Raw genomic sequence first — 18,913 nt, 5'->3', positions numbered from 1 at the left:
ATGGAAATTAAACAATGCACTCATGATACAACTCCAGTTCCTATGTCTCCTCTTTGGCCATTTATTTACGGAGGATATTGAGTATCGGTTAGAAGGAGGTTCTGGTATCGACTTCCACGCTCATGGACTAGGAAAAAATCTATTCCGGGTTATGTCAATACCGCTACAAGTAATGAGTGATCGGCACTACAATCTAAGCCTTAAACTTACCTAGAACGTAACATATTTCTTGACTTCAACAATAGATATAACGCTCGGATGACTGATGGTCTGGTAATTAAAATAGCTCTTCACCTTTGAATTTACTAAGAATTTCAGGTTTGGGTCATATAATACAACAGATGCGACTGCAGGCCTTACTACTTGGGTTCAATTAGCTAATTTCAGATCTAAAAATAAATGTAAAGAACACGTTCTCGGTATTATAGGCCACATAAATGTAATGTCAGACAATGCGGAAATTGACCTATCTAATATTACTTGCAGAGCAATAAAGCTTTGTTTTTCAAGGTTAGTAAAAAGGCTAGACAGTCATGCTAGTAATGTATTAAATACCCTGGAGTAACAATAAAATAAATTAGCCATCGTTTTATATATACGCTTCATCGGCCTTAAATTATTTGAGTGATAAATAATAAAAGTGCGAAGCTATTCTGCTTCGCACTTTTATTGGGTCCAGCACGGCTAACTATATTAGAAGCGATACTCTACACCTAGTGATGCTTGGTTAAAGTCTGTTTCCGTGTTTGCACCGTTCGCGACATTCTCCGCATTGAGTTCTACGTCGTACCACATATATTCTGCGTTAACTAAGAAGTTATCAGTAACTTTAAAACCCACACCGGCACCAGCGAATACACCTTCATCATCTTTGTTGCCTTGGAAGCCCGCAACGTTGTAATCCGTCGAGTACCACATTTGACCGCCTTTTGCGTAAAGGTCGACACGATCAGCAATGGGAGCGGTAACTTTTAGAGCCGCTGTATAGCCGTCCGTTTCGGCATTTGCTAGGTTATTACCATAGCTACCGAAATCAATGTAACCACCTTCCAACGCTAAGTAAGGATTAAAACGGTAACCAACTAAACCTTGAATAACATCGCTGTCATCATCAAAGTCATCTTGTCCATCAACTTTTAAGTAACCGTAGTTGGCGCCAACATATACACCATGATCGTTGGAGTCCGCAGCATGTGATAAAGTACTAAACGTTGCTAAAGAAAAAAGGCTAATCAAAGTAACAACATTGCTTTTCATTTCGTTCTCCTAATATAAGTTCCATTGAAGGTCCGAATAGTAAAGAGCAAATGCAATGCCAACTTTAAATTAATGAAAAATATATTTAATTTTATAGAATACTGACAATCCTCTAAAGAACGCCGAACAAAAACAGAAAAAAAGATCTGTCTGTTTACTTTATATAAACAATACTAAATTGAGGTTAATCGATGATGTGAAAAAGATTCTTGTCAATTTGTAGATTTTTCAAAGAAATTAAATAAACATCTAAAATACTCTTGTAGATTAATCAGTCAAAAAACGCTTAGCTAGTTTTTATAAGAAAGGAAGCTAATCACACATACGTTGCATCTTACTTTGCTTCAAGCCGTGAATACTCTACTCTTTGCCTAAGCAGAGTTTAATGGAACTGAAGTATGTTAAAAGGCAGTGAATACCCTTCTATTCGAGCATTAAGGACGTTTGTCGCGGTCTCTAATTACCTCAGTTTCTCTAAAGCAGCGGATGCCCTATGTATTACGCAAAGCGCAGTAAGCAAACAAATCGCATCGCTGGAGCAATTGGTGGGTTTACCTTTAATACAAAGAAGGGCGAGTGGTATTGAGTTAACCGAAGAAGGCAAGCGTTATCTGCCGCAAGTCACAGAAGCTTTGGAGCTTATTCAGCATGCAACTGCCAACTTAATCCAGTCAGATTCAAAGCAAGAATTACTCACCGTGGACGTAACCCCTTCTTTTGCCAGTCTTTGGTTGATACCTAATATTGATGACTTCCACCAGCAACATCCTAACATCCGAGTAAGAGTCTGTACTGGGGATGGGAACGTCAAAGATTCGAGCAACGAAAGTGACTTACATATTCGCTGCCTTCCATTATCCACGCATTATGAATACAGCCACTTACTATGCGAAGAAATACTACTATTGGTCGGTACTAACGCTCCTGCACTCAAGAATGTGCACGCTGTTAGCGACTATCCGCTGATACCTCAAATCACTCGTCCTCAGTTGTGGGAGCAATTTAAGGCGGCACATGCAGTAGAATCAACCGTTACCTATCACTCTGTAGGCTTTGAACATTTTTACCTAGCTTACGAAGCCGTCAAAATGGGAAAAGGACTCGCCTTACTTCCTGATTTTATGGCGCAGAATTCTATTTTAAGAGGGGATATCCAGCATGTTCTCAACCTTTCTTTACAGAGCGGTTATGGTTATTACGTGATGATCCCAAATTATCGCCTTTCGGCTAAAAAAGTAGCGGTGTTTCACGAATGGCTGAAGAGCAAGCTAAGTTAATGTTGTTTCTTTAAGCTCGTTTAGGTAAACCAAAACAACTCAAAGACTTCGGTATCTGTCTGCTCAAATTTATGGCATTCTCATCCATACTATTTAAAAAGGATAAATGGATAGTAGGATATGGACAGCAACACGCCAAGACTCTCTTTACGCACCATTGAGCCGACCGATTACCCAGAGCTCGCGGAATTAATGGACCTTGTTTTTCCTGATGTTGGTGGCTCATGGCCACGCCTGACCATCATGGATCTCATTCATCAGTTTCCTGATGGACAAATCTGTATTGAGGATAACGGAAAAATTGTCGGCGCAGCGCTAACAATCAAAGTGGACTACAACCGATTTTCACTTCCTCACCTATACACCGACATCATCACCGAGAACAACGTCATCCAAAACCAAGTGACCGGTGACGCCATGTATGGTCTCGATGTATTTGTTCACCCGGACTACCGTGGACTGCGTTTAGGTCGCCGTCTGTATGATGCGCGTAAAGAACTTTGCCGGAGTAAGAACTTCAAAGCAATTTTGGCCGGTGGCCGCATCCCGAATTACCACAAATATGCTGACGAATTGAGCGTGGCTGAATACATCGACAAGATAAAACGCCGTGAGCTTCACGATCCTATTTTGTCTTTTCAGCTTGCAAATGACTTCGATGTAAAGCGTATTATGCGTGGTTACTTGCCAGAGGATAGTGCTTCTAAAGGCTACGCAACTCTACTGGAGTGGGATAACTTCTTCTACGAAGAGGATATTCAATCCGTCCATGATGTAGAAAAAACGCTGATTCGTATTGGTGTTGTGCAGTGGCAAATGCGCGCCATGAATGACTTAGAGGACTTGCTCGATCAGGCTGAGTTCTTCATCTCTTCTCTTGCGAACTACAAAGCCGATTTCGCCCTATTCCCTGAATTCTTTAACGCGCCGCTGATGGGATTGCAAAACGACCAAAATTCCGTCGAAGCAATTCGCTTTTTGGCTAGCTTTACAGAAGAGATCAAAAACCGCTTCTCGCAGATGGCCGTCACCTACAACATCAACATTATTGCAGGCAGTATGCCCGTCATCGAGGATGGCAAGTTGTATAATGTGGCCTACTTGCTGCAACGAGATGGTGAAATAAACGCTCAATATAAAATCCACATCACGCCTCATGAACAAAGAGACTGGGTGATCGACGGTGGTGACAATGTTCAAGTGTTCGAAACCGATGCAGGCAAAGTCGGCATACTGATTTGTTATGACAGCGAGTTCCCAGAGTTGGGAAGAATGCTCGCCGAGCAAGGCGCACAAATTGTGTTCGTTCCTTTCTGGACAGACACAAAAAATGGCTACCAACGAGTACGAATCTGTTCCCAATCACGAGCCATCGAAAACGAATGCTACGTTGCAATTGGGGGCAGTGTCGGCAACTTACCTCGTGTTGATAATGTCGATATCCAGTACGCACAATCTGCCGTATTTTCACCGTCGGATATCTACTTCCCGCACGATGCGACCTTGACAGAAGCAAGCGCCAACACCGAAATGATAATCTTCGCCGATGTTGATTTGACTAAGTTGAAGCAACTTAATACCGAGGGTTCAGTAACCAACTTACGTCACCGACGCCTTGATTTGTATGGCGCATTTACTAAAGCTAAAGAGTCATAAGGATCTCCCTAATTCGCCGCTACCAAAGAGCGTGGCGGCGAATAAAGCCTGCTGCAGGTTGATTCTGCGCAATTATTAGAGGCATGTCAGTTTTTCTCAATGGTGAGAAACAAGAATTGACCCAATAGGACATTCGGAGTATCACTCCAACTTCGTTCCGCTTTTATTAGGGGAAAGCTTTTGGAACATATTAACGAACTTCTCATGTCAATGAAGCCTTTGCTTGAGCAATACGGCTACGTTGCTCTGATTGTCAGTATATTTCTAGAAGGGATAGGTATCCCGATGCCTGGTCAATCACTGATGATCGCGGCATCTTTGCTCTCGTCAGAGCAAGTCATGAACCTAAGTATGGTAATGATGGTATCGTGGCTGAGCTGCTTTTTTGGTAATACCTGTGGCTACTTAATCGGTTATTACTTTGAGGGGTGGTTAGATAAAAAAGGCTACATTTCCGGCCCGAAGATGCAAACGCTTCAATTGACTATCCAGAAATACGGCCCTACGTGCTTGGTCGTCAGCCGCTTTATTGAAGGAATGAAGCAATTTATGCCTCTTGCATGCGGTATCGCGAAAATGCCACGTAGAGAGTTTTTGCTCGGTAACGCCCTCGCGGCGACGGTTTGGGTATTGGTATTCAGCTTGTTAACTCACTTTGCATTTGAGCATTTAAGCGTGCTGAGCAACCTGTACACCGAATACAAATATCTGGTATGGGCATTTGCTGCTGTCTTATTTACGTGGATGGTTTTAGGTATTGTTAAACGCAAAAAAGCCAAATCAATGCAATAACGACAGTCTCTTCATTAGCGCATAACTAAAGCTCGTGGTATCAGTGAGATACGCAACACGAGCTTTTATCTTTTTCTTTACGTGTAAAACCTAAGCAGCCATTTAGACGTCTAGACGTTGACAATGTAGAAATGTGATATTAGTCTGCTCTTCTCTCTTATCATTAACATTGTCGTTTACATGTCCGGTTCCCAACAAACTACTAAAACAGTTGCACCGTCTGCGGTCGCACTGATCCCATTAATTGTATTCCTTGCGCTATTTATTGGCGTAGGCACTTACTTATCTTTGCAAGGCGTGGAATTTGCCTTCTACCAGCTGCCTGCACCCATCGCGGTATTACCAGCCATCATCATTGCGTTTCTTTTAAGTAAAGAGAGGCTTAACCGCTCAATCGAACACTTCATGCGTGGTGTTGGCCACCCAGACATCATCGCAATGTGTATGATCTATCTGCTTGCAGGTGCCTTTGCTGCGGTAGCAAAAGCCTCTGGCGGTGTTGATGCAACAGTAAACCTTGGTTTATCCGCTATTCCAACCAGCATGATTTTACCGGGCATTTTTCTGATTTCTGCTTTTATCGCAACAGCAATGGGGACTTCGATGGGTACCATCGCAGCCGTTGCCCCCGTAGCGTTGGGTATTGCTGAATCAGCAGGAATGAGCTTACCGTTAACCGCAGGCGTTGTACTGAGCGGCGCTATGTTTGGTGATAACCTTTCTATCATCTCTGACACCACCATCGCGGCGACACGCTCTCAAGGTTGTGAGATGAAAGACAAGTTTAAAGAGAACATTCGTATTGCTTTACCTGCGGCGTTGATCGCGATTGCAGTGTTCGCTTTCAACAGTACCGCGACTCAAGTGCCTGAAACTGGCGATATTGAGTGGCTAAAAGTCTTGCCGTACATCACTATTTTGATCCTAGCGGTATCTGGTGTAAATGTGTTTGTGGTTCTGTCGATTGGCATTCTTTTGGCTGGCGGCGTGAGCTTGGCATCGATTGACAATTACGGACTGACTAATCTAGCCCAAGACGTTTACAAAGGCTTTGGTAACATGCAAGAGATCTTCTTGTTATCCATGTTGATTGGTGGTTTGAGTGAACTGATGCGCCGCCAAGGTGGCCTTGCTTTTCTAACAAATTTCGTTAGTAGCCTTATCCACGCGTTTGGCTCTAGTCACTCTAAGCATGCGAACAGTCGTGCAAGCGAGCTAGGTATTGCAGGTTTGGTATCAATGGTCAATGGCTGTACGGCAAACAACACCGTAGCCATCATTGTATCGGGCAGCGTTGCTCGCCAACTGGCGGAAGAGAATAATGTCTCTCCTCGCCGCTCAGCAAGCTTGTTAGACATTTTCTCATGCGTGGTGCAAGGCGTGTTGCCTTACGGTGCTCAAGTATTGCTGCTAGGTTCCGTGTTCAACCTCTCGCCACTTGAAGTAGTTGCCAATTCTTACTACTGTTTTGCATTAGCGATAGCGGCTATTGTCGCGGTGTTTATCAAACATCCCGCTCGTCAACCTGTAGCGCAAACTGAGAACTAACGACAAATACCGAAAAGGCTCCGATGGAGCCTTTTTACTTTCCTTTCTTCTTTTTTTCTTTTCCGCGAGCAGATTTACTTCAAAGCTGAACGCAAACTTTGCGCACTGTGTAAAGGAATCGCAAAGCGATGCGCCACATCGCGTAGAGCTTCCACCTGAGCCGCGTTACTGATTGCTAATTCGCCTGCCACATCGACGTGGTTATTCTCAAACCCCACTCTCACATCGAATCCAAGTAACATCGCACTCGCTAAACAGTCTTGCTCTCGCGCGCCAAAAGCACAAATGGCACATCGAATTTCTTCCTCGACAAAATGCGCCAAATTCAAACCTCGTAAATCCCATGGCGAAGACTGTTGAGCTTGGTGATAACGCCCTAACACCACTAATGCATGCTGATACGTTTTAGGTAACACGCCCGCATCACGCAGTTGGAAATAACGTTCAATGTCGGTTGCATCGTAGAGAATAATTTGGCTCACGATGTTGTTTTCTGCCACCCAATGGAAAAAGGCATACCCTTCTTTCTCACTTGCTCGATCAGGGATTAACTCCCTCAATGCGAAAGAAGCCGCTTCTGGTTTCACAGCTTTAACTAACGCCATCTGTTGTGGCGGAGAATACAAGCCCACCGCCTCTGTGGTGAGCTGTACCATCATGTTTTGTCCCACCGCTTCTTTCACGGCATAGTAAATTGCCATGTTGTCGTCGATGTCTAATGAATGACGTCCGTTGGCGTCTCTAGCATGTAAATGGATCATGGCAGCCCCTGCCGTTTGACAAGCGATAGCCTCTGCAACCAGTTCGTCTTTTGTCATGGGTAAGCTGGCGTGATCGTGCTTAGTTTTTCTTGCACCGTTTGGGGCCACGATAATAGCGATAGGCTCTCGTATACATCGATTTTCTAATTCCATTCCTTCGCTACCTCTTTTAGCGTTAATGAGAGTTTGCCAACTAGCTCATCAATATGGTGAGGCTGAATAATGAATGGCGGTGCAAGCAAGATATGGTGCCCATTAACGCCATCAATCGTTCCGCCCATTGGGTAGCACATTAAGCCATTTTCCATTGCTTGCTGTTTGATGCGTTTGTCTGCCAATGTGGCTTTACTCAGAGGCGCCTTGCTTTCTTTATCCGCCACCAGCTCAATGCCAAAAAATAAGCCTTTACCACGAATGTCGCCAATGTACGGTAAATGGGCCAATTCAGAAGTAAGCTCATTACGCAGCAAAGCACTTTGCTGATTCACCGCCGTTAATAAATCATCTTGGAAGATGGTTTGAATGGTTGCCACGGCAGCAGCGCACGCCACAGGGTGCGCCATAAAGGTATGGCCATGTTGGAAAAAACCGCTTCCACCGGCAATAGCTTGGTAGACTCGATCATTCGCAACCACCGCGCCAATAGGTTGATAACCCGCACCAAGCCCTTTAGCCATACACACCAGATCGGGTTCTGCCTCTTCTTGCTCAAATGCAAAAAAACTACCACTGCGTCCAACGCCACACATGACTTCATCCAAGATCAATAACACATCGTATTGGTCGCATATTTCGCGAATACGTTTGAAGTAACCTTGAGTCGCAGGCACAGCTCCAGCGGTGGCTCCCACAATGGGCTCAGCGACAAAAGCCATGACATTCTCAGCCCCCAACTCAAGAATTTTTGCCTCTAGTTCATTCGCCGCTCGCAATGAGTAATCCAATTCCGACTCATGACTCTGCTGACAACGATAAGCATAGCAAGGGGCAATGTGATGACTCGGATGCAAGATAGGTTTGAACGGTTCACGTCGCCATTCATTACCACCGACCGCCAGAGCTCCCAACGTATTGCCGTGATAACTTTGCTGACGCGCAATGAATTGCTTCTTCTCTGGCTTACCTGATTCCACAAAATACTGCCGCGCCATTTTTAGTGCCGACTCCACCGCTTCTGATCCGCCACTGACTAAATACACATGGTTGAACTGCTCAGGCATATGCTGACAAATCAATTCCGCTAGTCGCTCACTGCTGTCACTAGTAAAAAATCCAGTATGAGCAAACGGCACTCGCTCGATCTGTTCCAACATCGCTTTTTTAACGGCTTGATGACTGTGGCCAAGGTTTGATACCGCAGCCCCACCACAAGCATCGAGATACTGCTTTCCATGCTTATCGAATAGATAAACACCTTCACCTCTATCGATGATTGGCAGCGTGGCATGGCAGTGACGGTGAAATACGTAAGACATTTGAGTCCCTTCCAATGTGTAATACATGCACACATCATCAGGAACAACCCCAAACGTGACAAGAGAATAAATCTCACCCTCTATGAGCTTTTGGAATACCACAAACCAAAAACACCAAAACCCTTGATATTTAAACAATAAAATAAAAATAGGCCAGCTTTTTTAAAGACTGGCCTATGGGTAACCCAAAGCTAAAAAAAGAATCGTTTTACGCGTTTAGTGCCTGTTCTAAATCGGCTAGAATATCGTCAATATGTTCAATACCCACCGATAAACGAATCATCTCTGGAGACACACCAGCTTGTTTTTGTTCTGCTTCGCTCAATTGACGATGAGTCGTCGATGCAGGATGGCAAGCCAATGATTTTGCATCGCCAATGTTCACCAAACGCTTAAAGATTTTCAAAGCATCATAAAAACGCACACCAGCGTCATAACCATCTTTTAAACCAAACGACAAAATCGCAGAAGGCTTACCTTTCATGTATTTTTCGGCGAGATGGAAGTGTTCAGAACTTGGCAATCCGGCATAACTTACCCAACTGACTTTGTCATTCTGTTCCAAGAATTCAGCCACTTTGAGTGTGTTCTCGGTATGGCGCTCCATACGCAGCGGTAACGTTTCTAACCCTTGCATAAGCATAAATGCATTCATCGGTGATAATGCTGCTCCGGTATTACGCAGTGGTACGGTACGCGCACGCCCGATAAACGCCGCCTCACCAAACGCTTCGGTATACACCACGCCGTGGTAAGAAGGTTCTGGTTGGTTGAAAACAGGAAAGCGGTCTTTGTGCTGTGCCCAAGGGAATTTACCGGAATCCACAATCACGCCACCTAATGTGGTGCCATGCCCACCAACGTATTTAGTGAGAGAGTGAACTACGATATCCGCACCAAATTCGATGGGTTTGCAAAGCACTGGCGTCGCAACGGTGTTATCCACAATCACAGGTACGCCTTGTGCATGAGTAAGCTCCGCCACACGTTCTAAATCGATGATATTACCCGCAGGGTTACCAATGCTCTCGCAGTACACCGCTTTGGTATTTTCATCAATTAATTCGGCCAAACTTTCTGGCTTGTCATCTTTAGCAAACTTCACCTGAATACCTTGATTTGGGAGCATGTGCGCAAACAAGGTATAAGTACCGCCATAAAGTTGCGGCGTAGAAACGATGTTATCGCCCGCTTGCGCTAACGTCAGAATCGCATAGTTAATCGCTGCACTCCCCGCACTCACGACCAATCCAGCAATGCCGCCTTCTAACGCTGCCATGCGTTTTTCCAGCACGTCATTAGTCGGATTCATGATGCGAGTGTAGATATTCCCCGGCACTTCCAAGTTAAACAGATCAGCGCCGTGCTGCGCGTTATCAAACTCGTACGCGACCGTTTGATAAATCGGTGTCGCGACAGATTTGGTGGTCGGGTCAGTTTCGTAACCAAAATGGATAGATAGCGTTTCGTCTTTCATGTTCTTCCCTGTCTTTCATCACTCAAATAGCGGCAAGCAAAGCACTTACCTTGCTTATAAAACTTATATTGCCCAATTTTTCAACAAATAACGTAGGGATGAATCACAGAGATAAAACGCTAATTCAACTGTCCAAGTAACCAGTGACGAAACGTTTCTGTCGCATTCGTACGTGTGTTCATGATCAAGTAATACCCTGCATTGGCAGGAATCGGTTTGAATGGAGAAACCAAACGCTCTGTCGTCAATTCATCCTCAATCAATGCCATTCGAGCCATCGCAATCCCAACGCCAGCTTCGGCTGCAGACATCGCCATATCCGTTCGATTAAAAAAGTGTCCGATATCGGTTTTAAAATCCAACCCCATCGCTGACGCCCAATATAGCCACTCATAGTCACGCGTCGCTTTTTCCCATGGCATCGCATCGTGTAGTAGCGTCGCCTCTTGCCATTGCTTCACTGGCATTGAGTTTTTTTGCTCACCAAACAACGTTTTTAGCCAGCCATGATCCTCAAGGTATTTTGGACTCATCACCGGTAGCAGATGCTCATCCAAAATCAGCTCCGCGTTAGCATTTCTATAAGGATGAAGACCATAGTCAATTGCGACGTCATAGTCTTTTATCTCACTATTTACCAGCGCACCTTCCGCAAAGATTTGTACTTGGATATCCGGATTATCATGATGGAAGCTTTCGAGCTTTGGGACTAACCATTTGAAAGCAAAAGAAGGCGTCAACTTCAAACGAATTTCATTGGTTTGCTTTTCTACTTTGAGCTCATCAAGCAATTTGCTCAGTTCCGAAAAGTGAAACTGCGTCGCTTGGTGTAACTGAGTGCCTTTTACGGTTAAACGAATACCGCGAGAGTGGCGTTCAAATAAAGTAAAACCTAATAACGCTTCTAAATGAATAATTTGTTGGCTTATGGCACCAGTGGTGAGGTGTAAATGTCTTGCGGCACCAGTAAAGCTGCTGTACTCCGCGACTTGGCTAAATAGGCACAAACCACTTATCAGATTACTTTTCATCCTTGAGCCTATAGTTTTTCTAAACGCAGTGTGTAATTTATATCGATTGTTAACAAAAGGTAAAGAAAAGAAACTGAGCACTCTGATAAATGTGTGGAGTGCATCAATGGAAGTCATCGTATTAGGCAGCGGCGTTATCGGCTTAACCTCTGCTTGGTATTTATCTCAAGCAGGCTATCAAGTTACCGTCATTGACCGCCAACCAAGCAGTGCCATGGAAACGAGCTTCGCCAATGCCGGGCAGATCTCATATGGTTACTCTTCACCTTGGGCTGCGCCTGGTGTTCCTGTTAAAGCCATTAAGTGGTTAATGGAAGAGCATGCTCCACTTAAAATCAAACCCACCCTGAATGCCGACATGATCCGCTGGGCGAGTAAAATGGTCGCGAATTGCACCCTACCTCGCTATCAAGTTAACAAGGCTCGCATGCTTTCTATCGCTAACCACAGCCGTATTTGCTTAGAACAGTTACGCCAAGAACACGCCATTGAGTATCAAGGGCGTCAGTTTGGGACCTTGCAAGTATTCCGAACACATCAACAGCTGCAAGCTATTGAAAAGGACATGCAGCTCCTTGAACAAAGCGGAACCCGATTTAAGCTAATGGACGTCGAACAATGTATTGAACAAGAGCCAGGGCTTGCACTTGTGAAAGACAAACTGGTTGGTGGCTTGCATCTACCTGATGACGAAACGGGCGATTGCCATCAATTTTGCCAACAACTAACGGAGCTTGCTAAGGCACACGGTGTCCGATTTGAGTTCGATACTGAAGTAAGCAATTGGGTTACAGTAGGCAAAAAGATCATAGGTGTCCAAACGAACCGAGGACAATTTAAAGCAGACCAATATGTGGTGGCCTCTGGCAGCTACTCTACAGCGCTACTCAAGCAACTCGATATTGATATTCCGGTCTACCCTGTCAAAGGCTATTCACTCACCATCCCGATGGAAGATGAACACTTCTCTCCTCGATCTACTGTGATGGATGAAACCTATAAAGTCGCTATGACTCGATTTGATGACAGAATTCGCGTAGCTGGCACCGCAGAATTAGCAGGGTTTGATGCTTCCCTTCCACAAAAGCGCAAAAACACCATCGAAATGGTCATCCGTGATCTTTTTCCTCGTTGTGGTGACTTCAGCCAAGCTGAGTTTTGGAGCGGCTTTAGGCCAATGACGCCTGATGGCACACCAATTATCGGTGCGACTAAATACGATAACCTTTTTACTAACACCGGACACGGAACTCTGGGCTGGACGATGGCTTGTGGCTCAGGTCAATTGCTAGCAAGCGTAATGAAAGGTGAAAAAGCAAAAGTGATGGATAATGCGGAGCTTAACCTTTGTCGTTACGCCTGAGGACATGACTGAACAAAAAACAGGCAGACACTTACTCCACAAAATGCATAACCACTGGCATTTTTAACTCATCAAAATCGCAGCACATTTAAATGACAATGTGCTGCATAATTAATCATCAGGCAAATCTTCTACCTAAAAGGAGCAAATAAGCAACAAGAACCAAATTTTAACAACTACTCTCCATTCTGTGTTCATCATCACGCTACAAAGGATTTGTAGCTAAAAAAGTTAACAATTGCATTACATAAAGGGTAATGTATTGTGTGAAAAACAACCACAAACACAACTAACAGGGAAAATACTCATGCAGTCATTAGTTGATTTTCTGAATGGAATTATTTGGAGCCCGGTACTGATCTATTTGTGCCTTGGCGCAGGTTTGTTCTATTCAATCATGACGCGTTTTGTACAAATTCGTCACTTCTTTGAGATGTGGCGCTTATTACTTTCAGGGAAGAGTTCAACAAAAGGGATATCATCATTTCAGGCACTTGCCGTTTCACTATCTGGCCGTGTAGGTACAGGTAACATAGCTGGTGTTGCCGCTGCTATCGGTTTCGGTGGCCCAGGCGCCGTATTCTGGATGTGGGTCGTTGCCTTCTTTGGCGCTGCAACCGCATACGCAGAATCAACACTTGCACAAATTTATAAAGAAGAAGACGAAGGCGAGTTCCGTGGTGGCCCTGCTTACTATATTGAGAAAGCAATGGGACAAAAATGGTACGCTTGGATCTTTGCTATCGCGACCATCTTTGCTTGTGGTGTTCTACTTCCTGGCGTTCAATCGAACAGTATCGGTAACGCAGTAGAAGCCGCATTTGGCTCAGGTGACATGATTGAAACCGCTATTGGTACCTTCAGTTTTGCTAAAATTTTCACTGGTACGGTTGTTTGTGTCATTTTGGCTTTCATCATTTTTGGTGGCGTAAAGCGTATCGCGAACTTTACCCAAGTCGTTGTACCATTTATGGCGTTAGCTTACATCATTACTGCGTTTGTCATCATCCTTCTAAACATTGGTGAGGTTCCGCGCATTTTCGGCATGATTATTGGTGACGCGTTCACACCAATGGCAGGCGTTGGTGCAGCAATCGGCTGGGGTGTAAAACGTGGTGTCTACTCCAACGAAGCAGGTCAAGGTACTGGTCCTCACGCAGCAGCAGCAGCGAGTGTTGATCACCCAGCTCAGCAAGGTCTTGTTCAATCTTTCTCTATTTACATCGATACACTACTTGTGTGTTCAGCAACCGCGTTCATGATTCTTATCACTGGCGCGTACAACGTAAATGGTGCGATTGAAGGTACATTCCTGGTTCAAAACCTACCAGCGGATATTGGTGCAAATGGTCCTGTGTTTACACAGATGGCGATCGAAAGCGCACTACCTGGCGTGGGTAAACCATTCATCGCAATCGCTCTATTCTTCTTCGCGTTTACGACCATTCTGGCTTACTACTACATTGCAGAAACGAACATTGCTTACATTCGTCGTACGTTCAAAGTAAATGGACTGATGTTTATTCTGAAAGTCATCATTATTTCATCCGTGTTCTACGGAACCGTGAAAACCGCCAACTTAGCATGGGCGATGGGTGATGTAGGCGTAGGACTGATGGCGTGGCTAAACATCATCGGTATTTTGATCATCTTCTTTATGTCGAAGCCTGCACTCAAAGCACTGAACGACTACGAAGAGCAACAAAAACGTGGTGTGACCGATTTTACATTTAACCCTGTTGCACTGGGCATTAAAGGCGCAGATTACTGGGAAGATAAGTACCGACGTAAAACGGGTAAAGCACCAACGGCAGACAGCAATAGCGCAGAAACTGTTGAGCAACCATCAACATAGCGTTATCACATAAATAAGAAAAAGCAGTGGTCCGATTGAGGACATAAAAAAGGGGGATTAACCAATGGTTAATCCCCCTTTCTTCATTATGAGTAACAGCTTAGGCGATAACCGCTTCAACTTTACGAGCGATTTTTGCTTTACCTACAGGTAACACTTCACGACCAAATTCGTTGTTCAGTACTTGTGCCATTGCGAAGTAAATTGCACTTGCGCCACAGAAGATACCCTCGAAGCCAGCGATAGCACCGATCACTTCGCTACCAGTGAAATCACGAGCAGCAAGCAAGAAGAATAGGATAGTTAGAGAGCCAAATACCACTTGCTTCGCTGTTGGGTAACATAGAGAACCAATGAACATGAAACCAGTGAAGATGCCCCAAAGCGCTAGGTACCAACCCATAAAGCTTGCAGGGCTTGCAGGAAGACCCATGTGAGGCATTACGATTAGACCAACCAATGTTAGCCAAAATAGACCGTAAGAAGTAAACGCAGTTGTGCCGAACGTATCACCGCGTTTAAAGCACATGATGCCAACGATTACTTGGCTAAGGCCACCGTAAAAGATGCCCATCGCTAGGATCATAGAGTCAATTGGGAAAAATCCTGCATTATGAATATTGAGCAGAATAGTGGTCATACCGAAACCCATTAGACCTAGCGGTGCTGGGTTAGCCAGTTTTGTCGACATGTACAAATACCTTTTTTCAAAAATGTTGATAAAAAATGCGCGCGAATTTTAATGGGCTGCAGAACAAAAGAGAAAAGCTGTTATTGAAAACTTAGATTCCATAAATAAACCACTACATATATAAAAAAAGACCCTGCAAAAAAGCAGAGTCTTTATAGATGGTTAGGTTGTTTTTTACTCGATCACTGACAAGAAATCTCGTCCCAGAACCAGTTGCTTTGCGTTGGGCTTTCCCATACTCCAGGGCCATTTTTTGCGACAAAACATTTGTTTTGGTACGTCACTTTATCGCCGTTAGCGACTTGCGTTACACCCGGCTCCCACTGAATAAAATTGCCTGTCACTGGTGGTTCTGGCTCGGTTACTGGCGGCTCTGGCTCAATCACCGGTGGTTCAGGTTCCGTTGTAGGCGGCTCCGTAGGAGTGCCTGAAACCAGCTTCCAAGGGTCTCCTTTCGTTGGCTCATTACCTTGTGACCACCATTTCGCTTCGTAAACAGCACCTTGGTAAGAAACTTGATCACCCGTGTTATATACTTTGCCAGAATCCCAAGCTGCCACACCACCTACAGGCGGATCGACCGGATCCACTGGGTCTAACTTGTCAACTACACGAACTTCTGGCCAACCCGCATGAGATTGGTAGAAGTTAGTTACACATTTCTCATAATCACCCGCAACTAGCGCAGAGTAAGCCGTTTGGAAACCAACAAGCTCACATTCAAATGAGTGACCTCCAGGACGATCTGAGTAGTATTTCCAGTTACCATCCCAGTTGGTGTAAAGCACGTCTGTCGCACCATTTAGATTTAAGCTGCCGTAAGGCGTCTGCTGCCAACAGGTATTGGTCTCATCGGCTTCAATTGGAATTTGATAATGAGCGGCAAGTCCTTCCCAATAGCGAATACGGTTAACAGGTTGACCTTTATCTTTGTTTTGCTCCCCACACTCAATACCACCATTGATCACGTTGATGGTCGTACCAAAGCCGTAACCAATGCCAGCATCAAGCTCACGCTGTGAAGGCACCCAAGTACGGTCAATCACATGTAGCATTGCTGGTTTCGGTGCTTGTGGGGTTAGGAAGAACCAGATAGCCGATGCTAAGTTCAGCCACGAATCCGCAACCAAGCCTGGATTTTTCAACAATACAGATGCATCGCCATCAAACATCACTTCAGAGAACGCGCCATAGTTAAAATGGTAAGAAAGCTGTTTTGCACCACGTCCAAAGTAACCTTGTCCAGGTTCACATGGCCAGCGTTTGTTTTGCCAGTCATTTTGACCACAACCTGTTGTGTAACCTTCTTGCCCTTCAGACCATCCCATTTCTCGCACATGAACCAAAGCTTGCTGCCACTCTTCCAACCCTAGCGGATTATCCGATACGTTATCGATCGAAATATGGCCACCGGTTTCCTGTGCAAAGTGAGCAAACGCTGTCACGATCGATTTTTTACAAATCGCATCCGAATCACGACTGTCTGTGTACTCACCACAGAATGCTGGGAACTTGCCAATTGCACGTAGGAAACGCGTGTAAGTGTATTCAGGTGCCGCCATTTGAGTCAGGAAGTCCCACTCACTTTCGGGGAATACACGCTCTACACGCTTCACGTTTTCTGGGTTGGTTGTCGCCCCTGGAACAATCGCTTCAACCACTGAGTTCGGGCGTGTCTCTAATGCTTGTGACCAAATGGCATACATAGGATCAGAAGTTTTGCTTTGCTCTACGGCTTGAACGTCACCACGAGCAATAACATAACCATTCGGATTTTGCGGATCGGGCTGAATATTCATACTCGCATTCACTTGTGCTGCTAAGACACAACTCAATGCAAGAGGAAGATGTTTGAGTGCAAACATGTCTAGTCTCCGGATTTCAACAATACAATATACGAGGAATAACTAGACATATAGTGGATCATATATACGAAACACCGAGCCAAGTACGTTGATTCTGCGAGACAAAATGAATAAATAGGTCCTCACACACATTTTGTCACAAGAAAAATGTTACCTTGACTCAAAAGAAAAGCGGAGACCCTGTGAGCCTCCGCTTTGTGATGCTTCTCTCTTTATTGTTCTGCCGAAACCACCTCTAGCTTCGCGGTTGACTTTTGTTTAGACAGCACAAAATAAACCACACACTGAGAAATAATTGCGGCAAGCACAATCACTGGTGAGGCGTTAATTCCAGCTAAAAGAAAACACCCCAATGCGATCATTCCATTGAGTAATGCGTAAGGCAATTGTGTACGGAAGTGCTCATACTGTTCACACCCCGCTCCTGTCGACGACAAAATCGTAGTTTCAGAGATGGGAGAACAGTGATCGCCAAACAAGCCACCAGATAATACCGCACCAATACAAACCAACAGTGGTGCATCAATCGCGACGGCAGTTGGGATCACTAATGGCATCATGATGGCAAACGTCCCCCAAGATGATCCCGTAGCGAACGAGATAATACCGGCCAGTAAAAACGCAACCGCTGGCAATAACCAGTAAGGGAAACCGGCTTGAGCTTGTTCAGCAATGTATGCAGCTGCACCTAATTCTTTCCCAACCGAGCTAAGCGCCCAAGCCAATACCAGAATCACCGCCACTGACATCATGTTTGACATCCCTTTCAGATAAACCTGAATACCATCCGAAAGCTTTCTTACTCCATAAAACGCCATCAGCGCAATTAAAGTGAAGGCCGCGAAGAAATATGCAGAAGAAAGTGCAGCCCTAAACGTTGATCCTGCCACTTTTTGAAATGGAAAACCGTGTGGCACGAGGATGGTACATAGAACCACCAGCATAACGAGCAAAGGTGCCCATACAAAACTAGATTTTGCATTTTTATGCGTAAACACATTCATGGACTCCTGCACTTTCCCAAAGTCGGAGCCCTGCTCTGCTAGTTGTTCAGCCTTCGCCATCGGTCCGAAATCTAATTTGAAGAAAGAGACAATCGGCACAATCGCGATCGCAAGAAAGGCGTAAAACTGATACGGGATCGCACCAATGAAAGCATCCCAATCACTCATACTGACATTCAGGGCAGTAAACTCTTTTTGAATCAATCCCATGATGTAAACGCCCCATCCGATAAAAGGGATCAAGATTGCGACGGGAGAGGAAGTAGAGTCGATAATAAAAGCTAATTTTTGGCGTGATACTTTTAACTTATCAAATAAAGGGCGAAAAACAGGGCCAACAATCAGTGGTGTACCAAGGTCTGAGAAGAAAATAACCACACCACCGAACCATGCGGACAGTTGAGCTTGGCATTTACTCGCAACCCATTGAGTAACCTTTTTAGCAAACGCCACACCACCGCCAGATTTCTCCATCAAGGCAACAAAGCCACCAATAAAGACCAAGAGCAAAATGACGCCCGCATTGTAGCTGTCAGTTAATTGCGGCAGTAGATAGCTTTTCATCAATGCACTAAACGAGTCTAGTGGCCCTTTTTCGACAAATGTCCCTTCGAGCATAGCGACACCACTCACCACACCCGCGAATAAACCAACAACGACATTTCTTGTGGTCAGCGCGAGGAAAAGAGTAATAAGGATGGGAATGAGAGAGGTAACGTCAGCCTGTTCCATAGCAATACCATTTATGATAATCAAACAATTAAAATGAATATATATTTAATTTAACCGCATGTATATATCTCTCACAAAAAAGTTGAGCCACCTCTTCACAAACTTGAAGTACAAAAAAACCAGCCCGAA

General features: G+C 44.7%; 14 protein-coding genes. 6 read left to right on the top strand and 8 right to left on the bottom strand.

What is annotated here, in order from left to right:
• Positions 1-693 precede the first annotated feature (693 nt).
• The gene (locus tag R7P69_RS15050; RefSeq protein WP_005381668.1) at positions 694-1,257 is read right to left on the bottom strand and encodes a porin family protein; all 564 of its coding nucleotides are present in this window, start codon (positions 1,255-1,257) and stop codon (positions 694-696) included.
• A 398-nt stretch (positions 1,258-1,655) separates the two neighbouring features.
• On the opposite strand from R7P69_RS15050, the gene R7P69_RS15045 reads away from it, so the two are divergent.
• The 4 genes from R7P69_RS15045 (at position 1,656) to R7P69_RS15030 (ending at position 6,530) form a co-directional block, all read left to right on the top strand.
• Positions 1,656-2,534 (top strand): LysR family transcriptional regulator, encoded by an 879-nt coding sequence (locus R7P69_RS15045; RefSeq protein WP_238952220.1) that lies wholly within the window; start codon positions 1,656-1,658, stop codon positions 2,532-2,534.
• Between the two features lie 120 nt (positions 2,535-2,654).
• Positions 2,655-4,190, top strand: a complete 1,536-nt coding sequence (locus R7P69_RS15040) for a bifunctional GNAT family N-acetyltransferase/carbon-nitrogen hydrolase family protein (protein ID WP_161440932.1) — start codon at positions 2,655-2,657, stop codon at positions 4,188-4,190.
• A gap of 204 nt (positions 4,191-4,394) precedes the next feature.
• On the top strand, positions 4,395-4,982 hold the full coding sequence (locus R7P69_RS15035; protein WP_005383738.1) for a DedA family protein: 588 nt from the start codon (positions 4,395-4,397) through the stop codon (positions 4,980-4,982).
• A 180-nt stretch (positions 4,983-5,162) separates the two neighbouring features.
• Positions 5,163-6,530, top strand: a complete 1,368-nt coding sequence (locus R7P69_RS15030) for a Na+/H+ antiporter NhaC family protein (RefSeq protein WP_053302976.1) — start codon at positions 5,163-5,165, stop codon at positions 6,528-6,530.
• A 74-nt stretch (positions 6,531-6,604) separates the two neighbouring features.
• Here the strand turns inward: R7P69_RS15030 and R7P69_RS15025 are convergent, their stop codons facing one another.
• The 4 genes from R7P69_RS15025 to R7P69_RS15010 all read right to left on the bottom strand — a co-directional run bounded on the left by R7P69_RS15025 (position 6,605) and on the right by R7P69_RS15010 (position 11,274).
• The gene (locus R7P69_RS15025) at positions 6,605-7,444 is read right to left on the bottom strand and encodes a 3-keto-5-aminohexanoate cleavage protein (RefSeq protein ID WP_053302975.1); all 840 of its coding nucleotides are present in this window, start codon (positions 7,442-7,444) and stop codon (positions 6,605-6,607) included.
• Complete coding sequence (locus tag R7P69_RS15020; protein ID WP_238952219.1) at positions 7,435-8,766, bottom strand: aspartate aminotransferase family protein; 1,332 nt, start codon at positions 8,764-8,766, stop codon at positions 7,435-7,437. The genes R7P69_RS15025 and R7P69_RS15020 overlap by 10 nt, the downstream gene beginning before the upstream one ends.
• 208 nt (positions 8,767-8,974) lie before the next feature.
• Positions 8,975-10,243: an O-acetylhomoserine aminocarboxypropyltransferase/cysteine synthase family protein gene (locus tag R7P69_RS15015; RefSeq protein WP_238952218.1), complete on the bottom strand. Its 1,269-nt coding sequence runs from the start codon at positions 10,241-10,243 to the stop codon at positions 8,975-8,977.
• A 119-nt stretch (positions 10,244-10,362) separates the two neighbouring features.
• Positions 10,363-11,274 (bottom strand): LysR substrate-binding domain-containing protein, encoded by a 912-nt coding sequence (locus R7P69_RS15010; protein ID WP_137281744.1) that lies wholly within the window; start codon positions 11,272-11,274, stop codon positions 10,363-10,365.
• A gap of 106 nt (positions 11,275-11,380) precedes the next feature.
• Here R7P69_RS15010 and R7P69_RS15005 point away from each other — a divergent pair, with 106 nt between their 5' ends.
• Both R7P69_RS15005 and R7P69_RS15000 read left to right on the top strand, forming a co-directional pair.
• Positions 11,381-12,637: a D-amino acid dehydrogenase gene (locus R7P69_RS15005; protein WP_047102136.1), complete on the top strand. Its 1,257-nt coding sequence runs from the start codon at positions 11,381-11,383 to the stop codon at positions 12,635-12,637.
• A gap of 307 nt (positions 12,638-12,944) precedes the next feature.
• The gene (locus tag R7P69_RS15000; protein ID WP_005381681.1) at positions 12,945-14,492 is read left to right on the top strand and encodes an alanine/glycine:cation symporter family protein; all 1,548 of its coding nucleotides are present in this window, start codon (positions 12,945-12,947) and stop codon (positions 14,490-14,492) included.
• Positions 14,493-14,592: 100 nt separating this feature from the next.
• On the opposite strand, the gene R7P69_RS14995 is transcribed toward R7P69_RS15000, so the two are convergent.
• The 3 genes from R7P69_RS14995 to R7P69_RS14985 all read right to left on the bottom strand — a co-directional run bounded on the left by R7P69_RS14995 (position 14,593) and on the right by R7P69_RS14985 (position 18,784).
• The gene (locus tag R7P69_RS14995; protein ID WP_005381682.1) at positions 14,593-15,183 is read right to left on the bottom strand and encodes an acetate uptake transporter; all 591 of its coding nucleotides are present in this window, start codon (positions 15,181-15,183) and stop codon (positions 14,593-14,595) included.
• A gap of 182 nt (positions 15,184-15,365) precedes the next feature.
• The gene (locus R7P69_RS14990) at positions 15,366-17,048 is read right to left on the bottom strand and encodes a chitinase (protein ID WP_258488054.1); all 1,683 of its coding nucleotides are present in this window, start codon (positions 17,046-17,048) and stop codon (positions 15,366-15,368) included.
• Positions 17,049-17,260: 212 nt separating this feature from the next.
• Positions 17,261-18,784 (bottom strand): Na+/H+ antiporter NhaC family protein, encoded by a 1,524-nt coding sequence (locus R7P69_RS14985; protein WP_005381684.1) that lies wholly within the window; start codon positions 18,782-18,784, stop codon positions 17,261-17,263.
• Between the last annotated feature and the right edge of the window lie 129 nt (positions 18,785-18,913).

The organism is Vibrio sp. 661, assembly GCF_033339315.1.
GTDB lineage: Bacteria > Pseudomonadota > Gammaproteobacteria > Enterobacterales > Vibrionaceae > Vibrio > Vibrio alginolyticus.
Note: the sequence above shows the minus strand (reverse complement) of the source record. Positions and strands in the feature narration are given on the sequence as shown.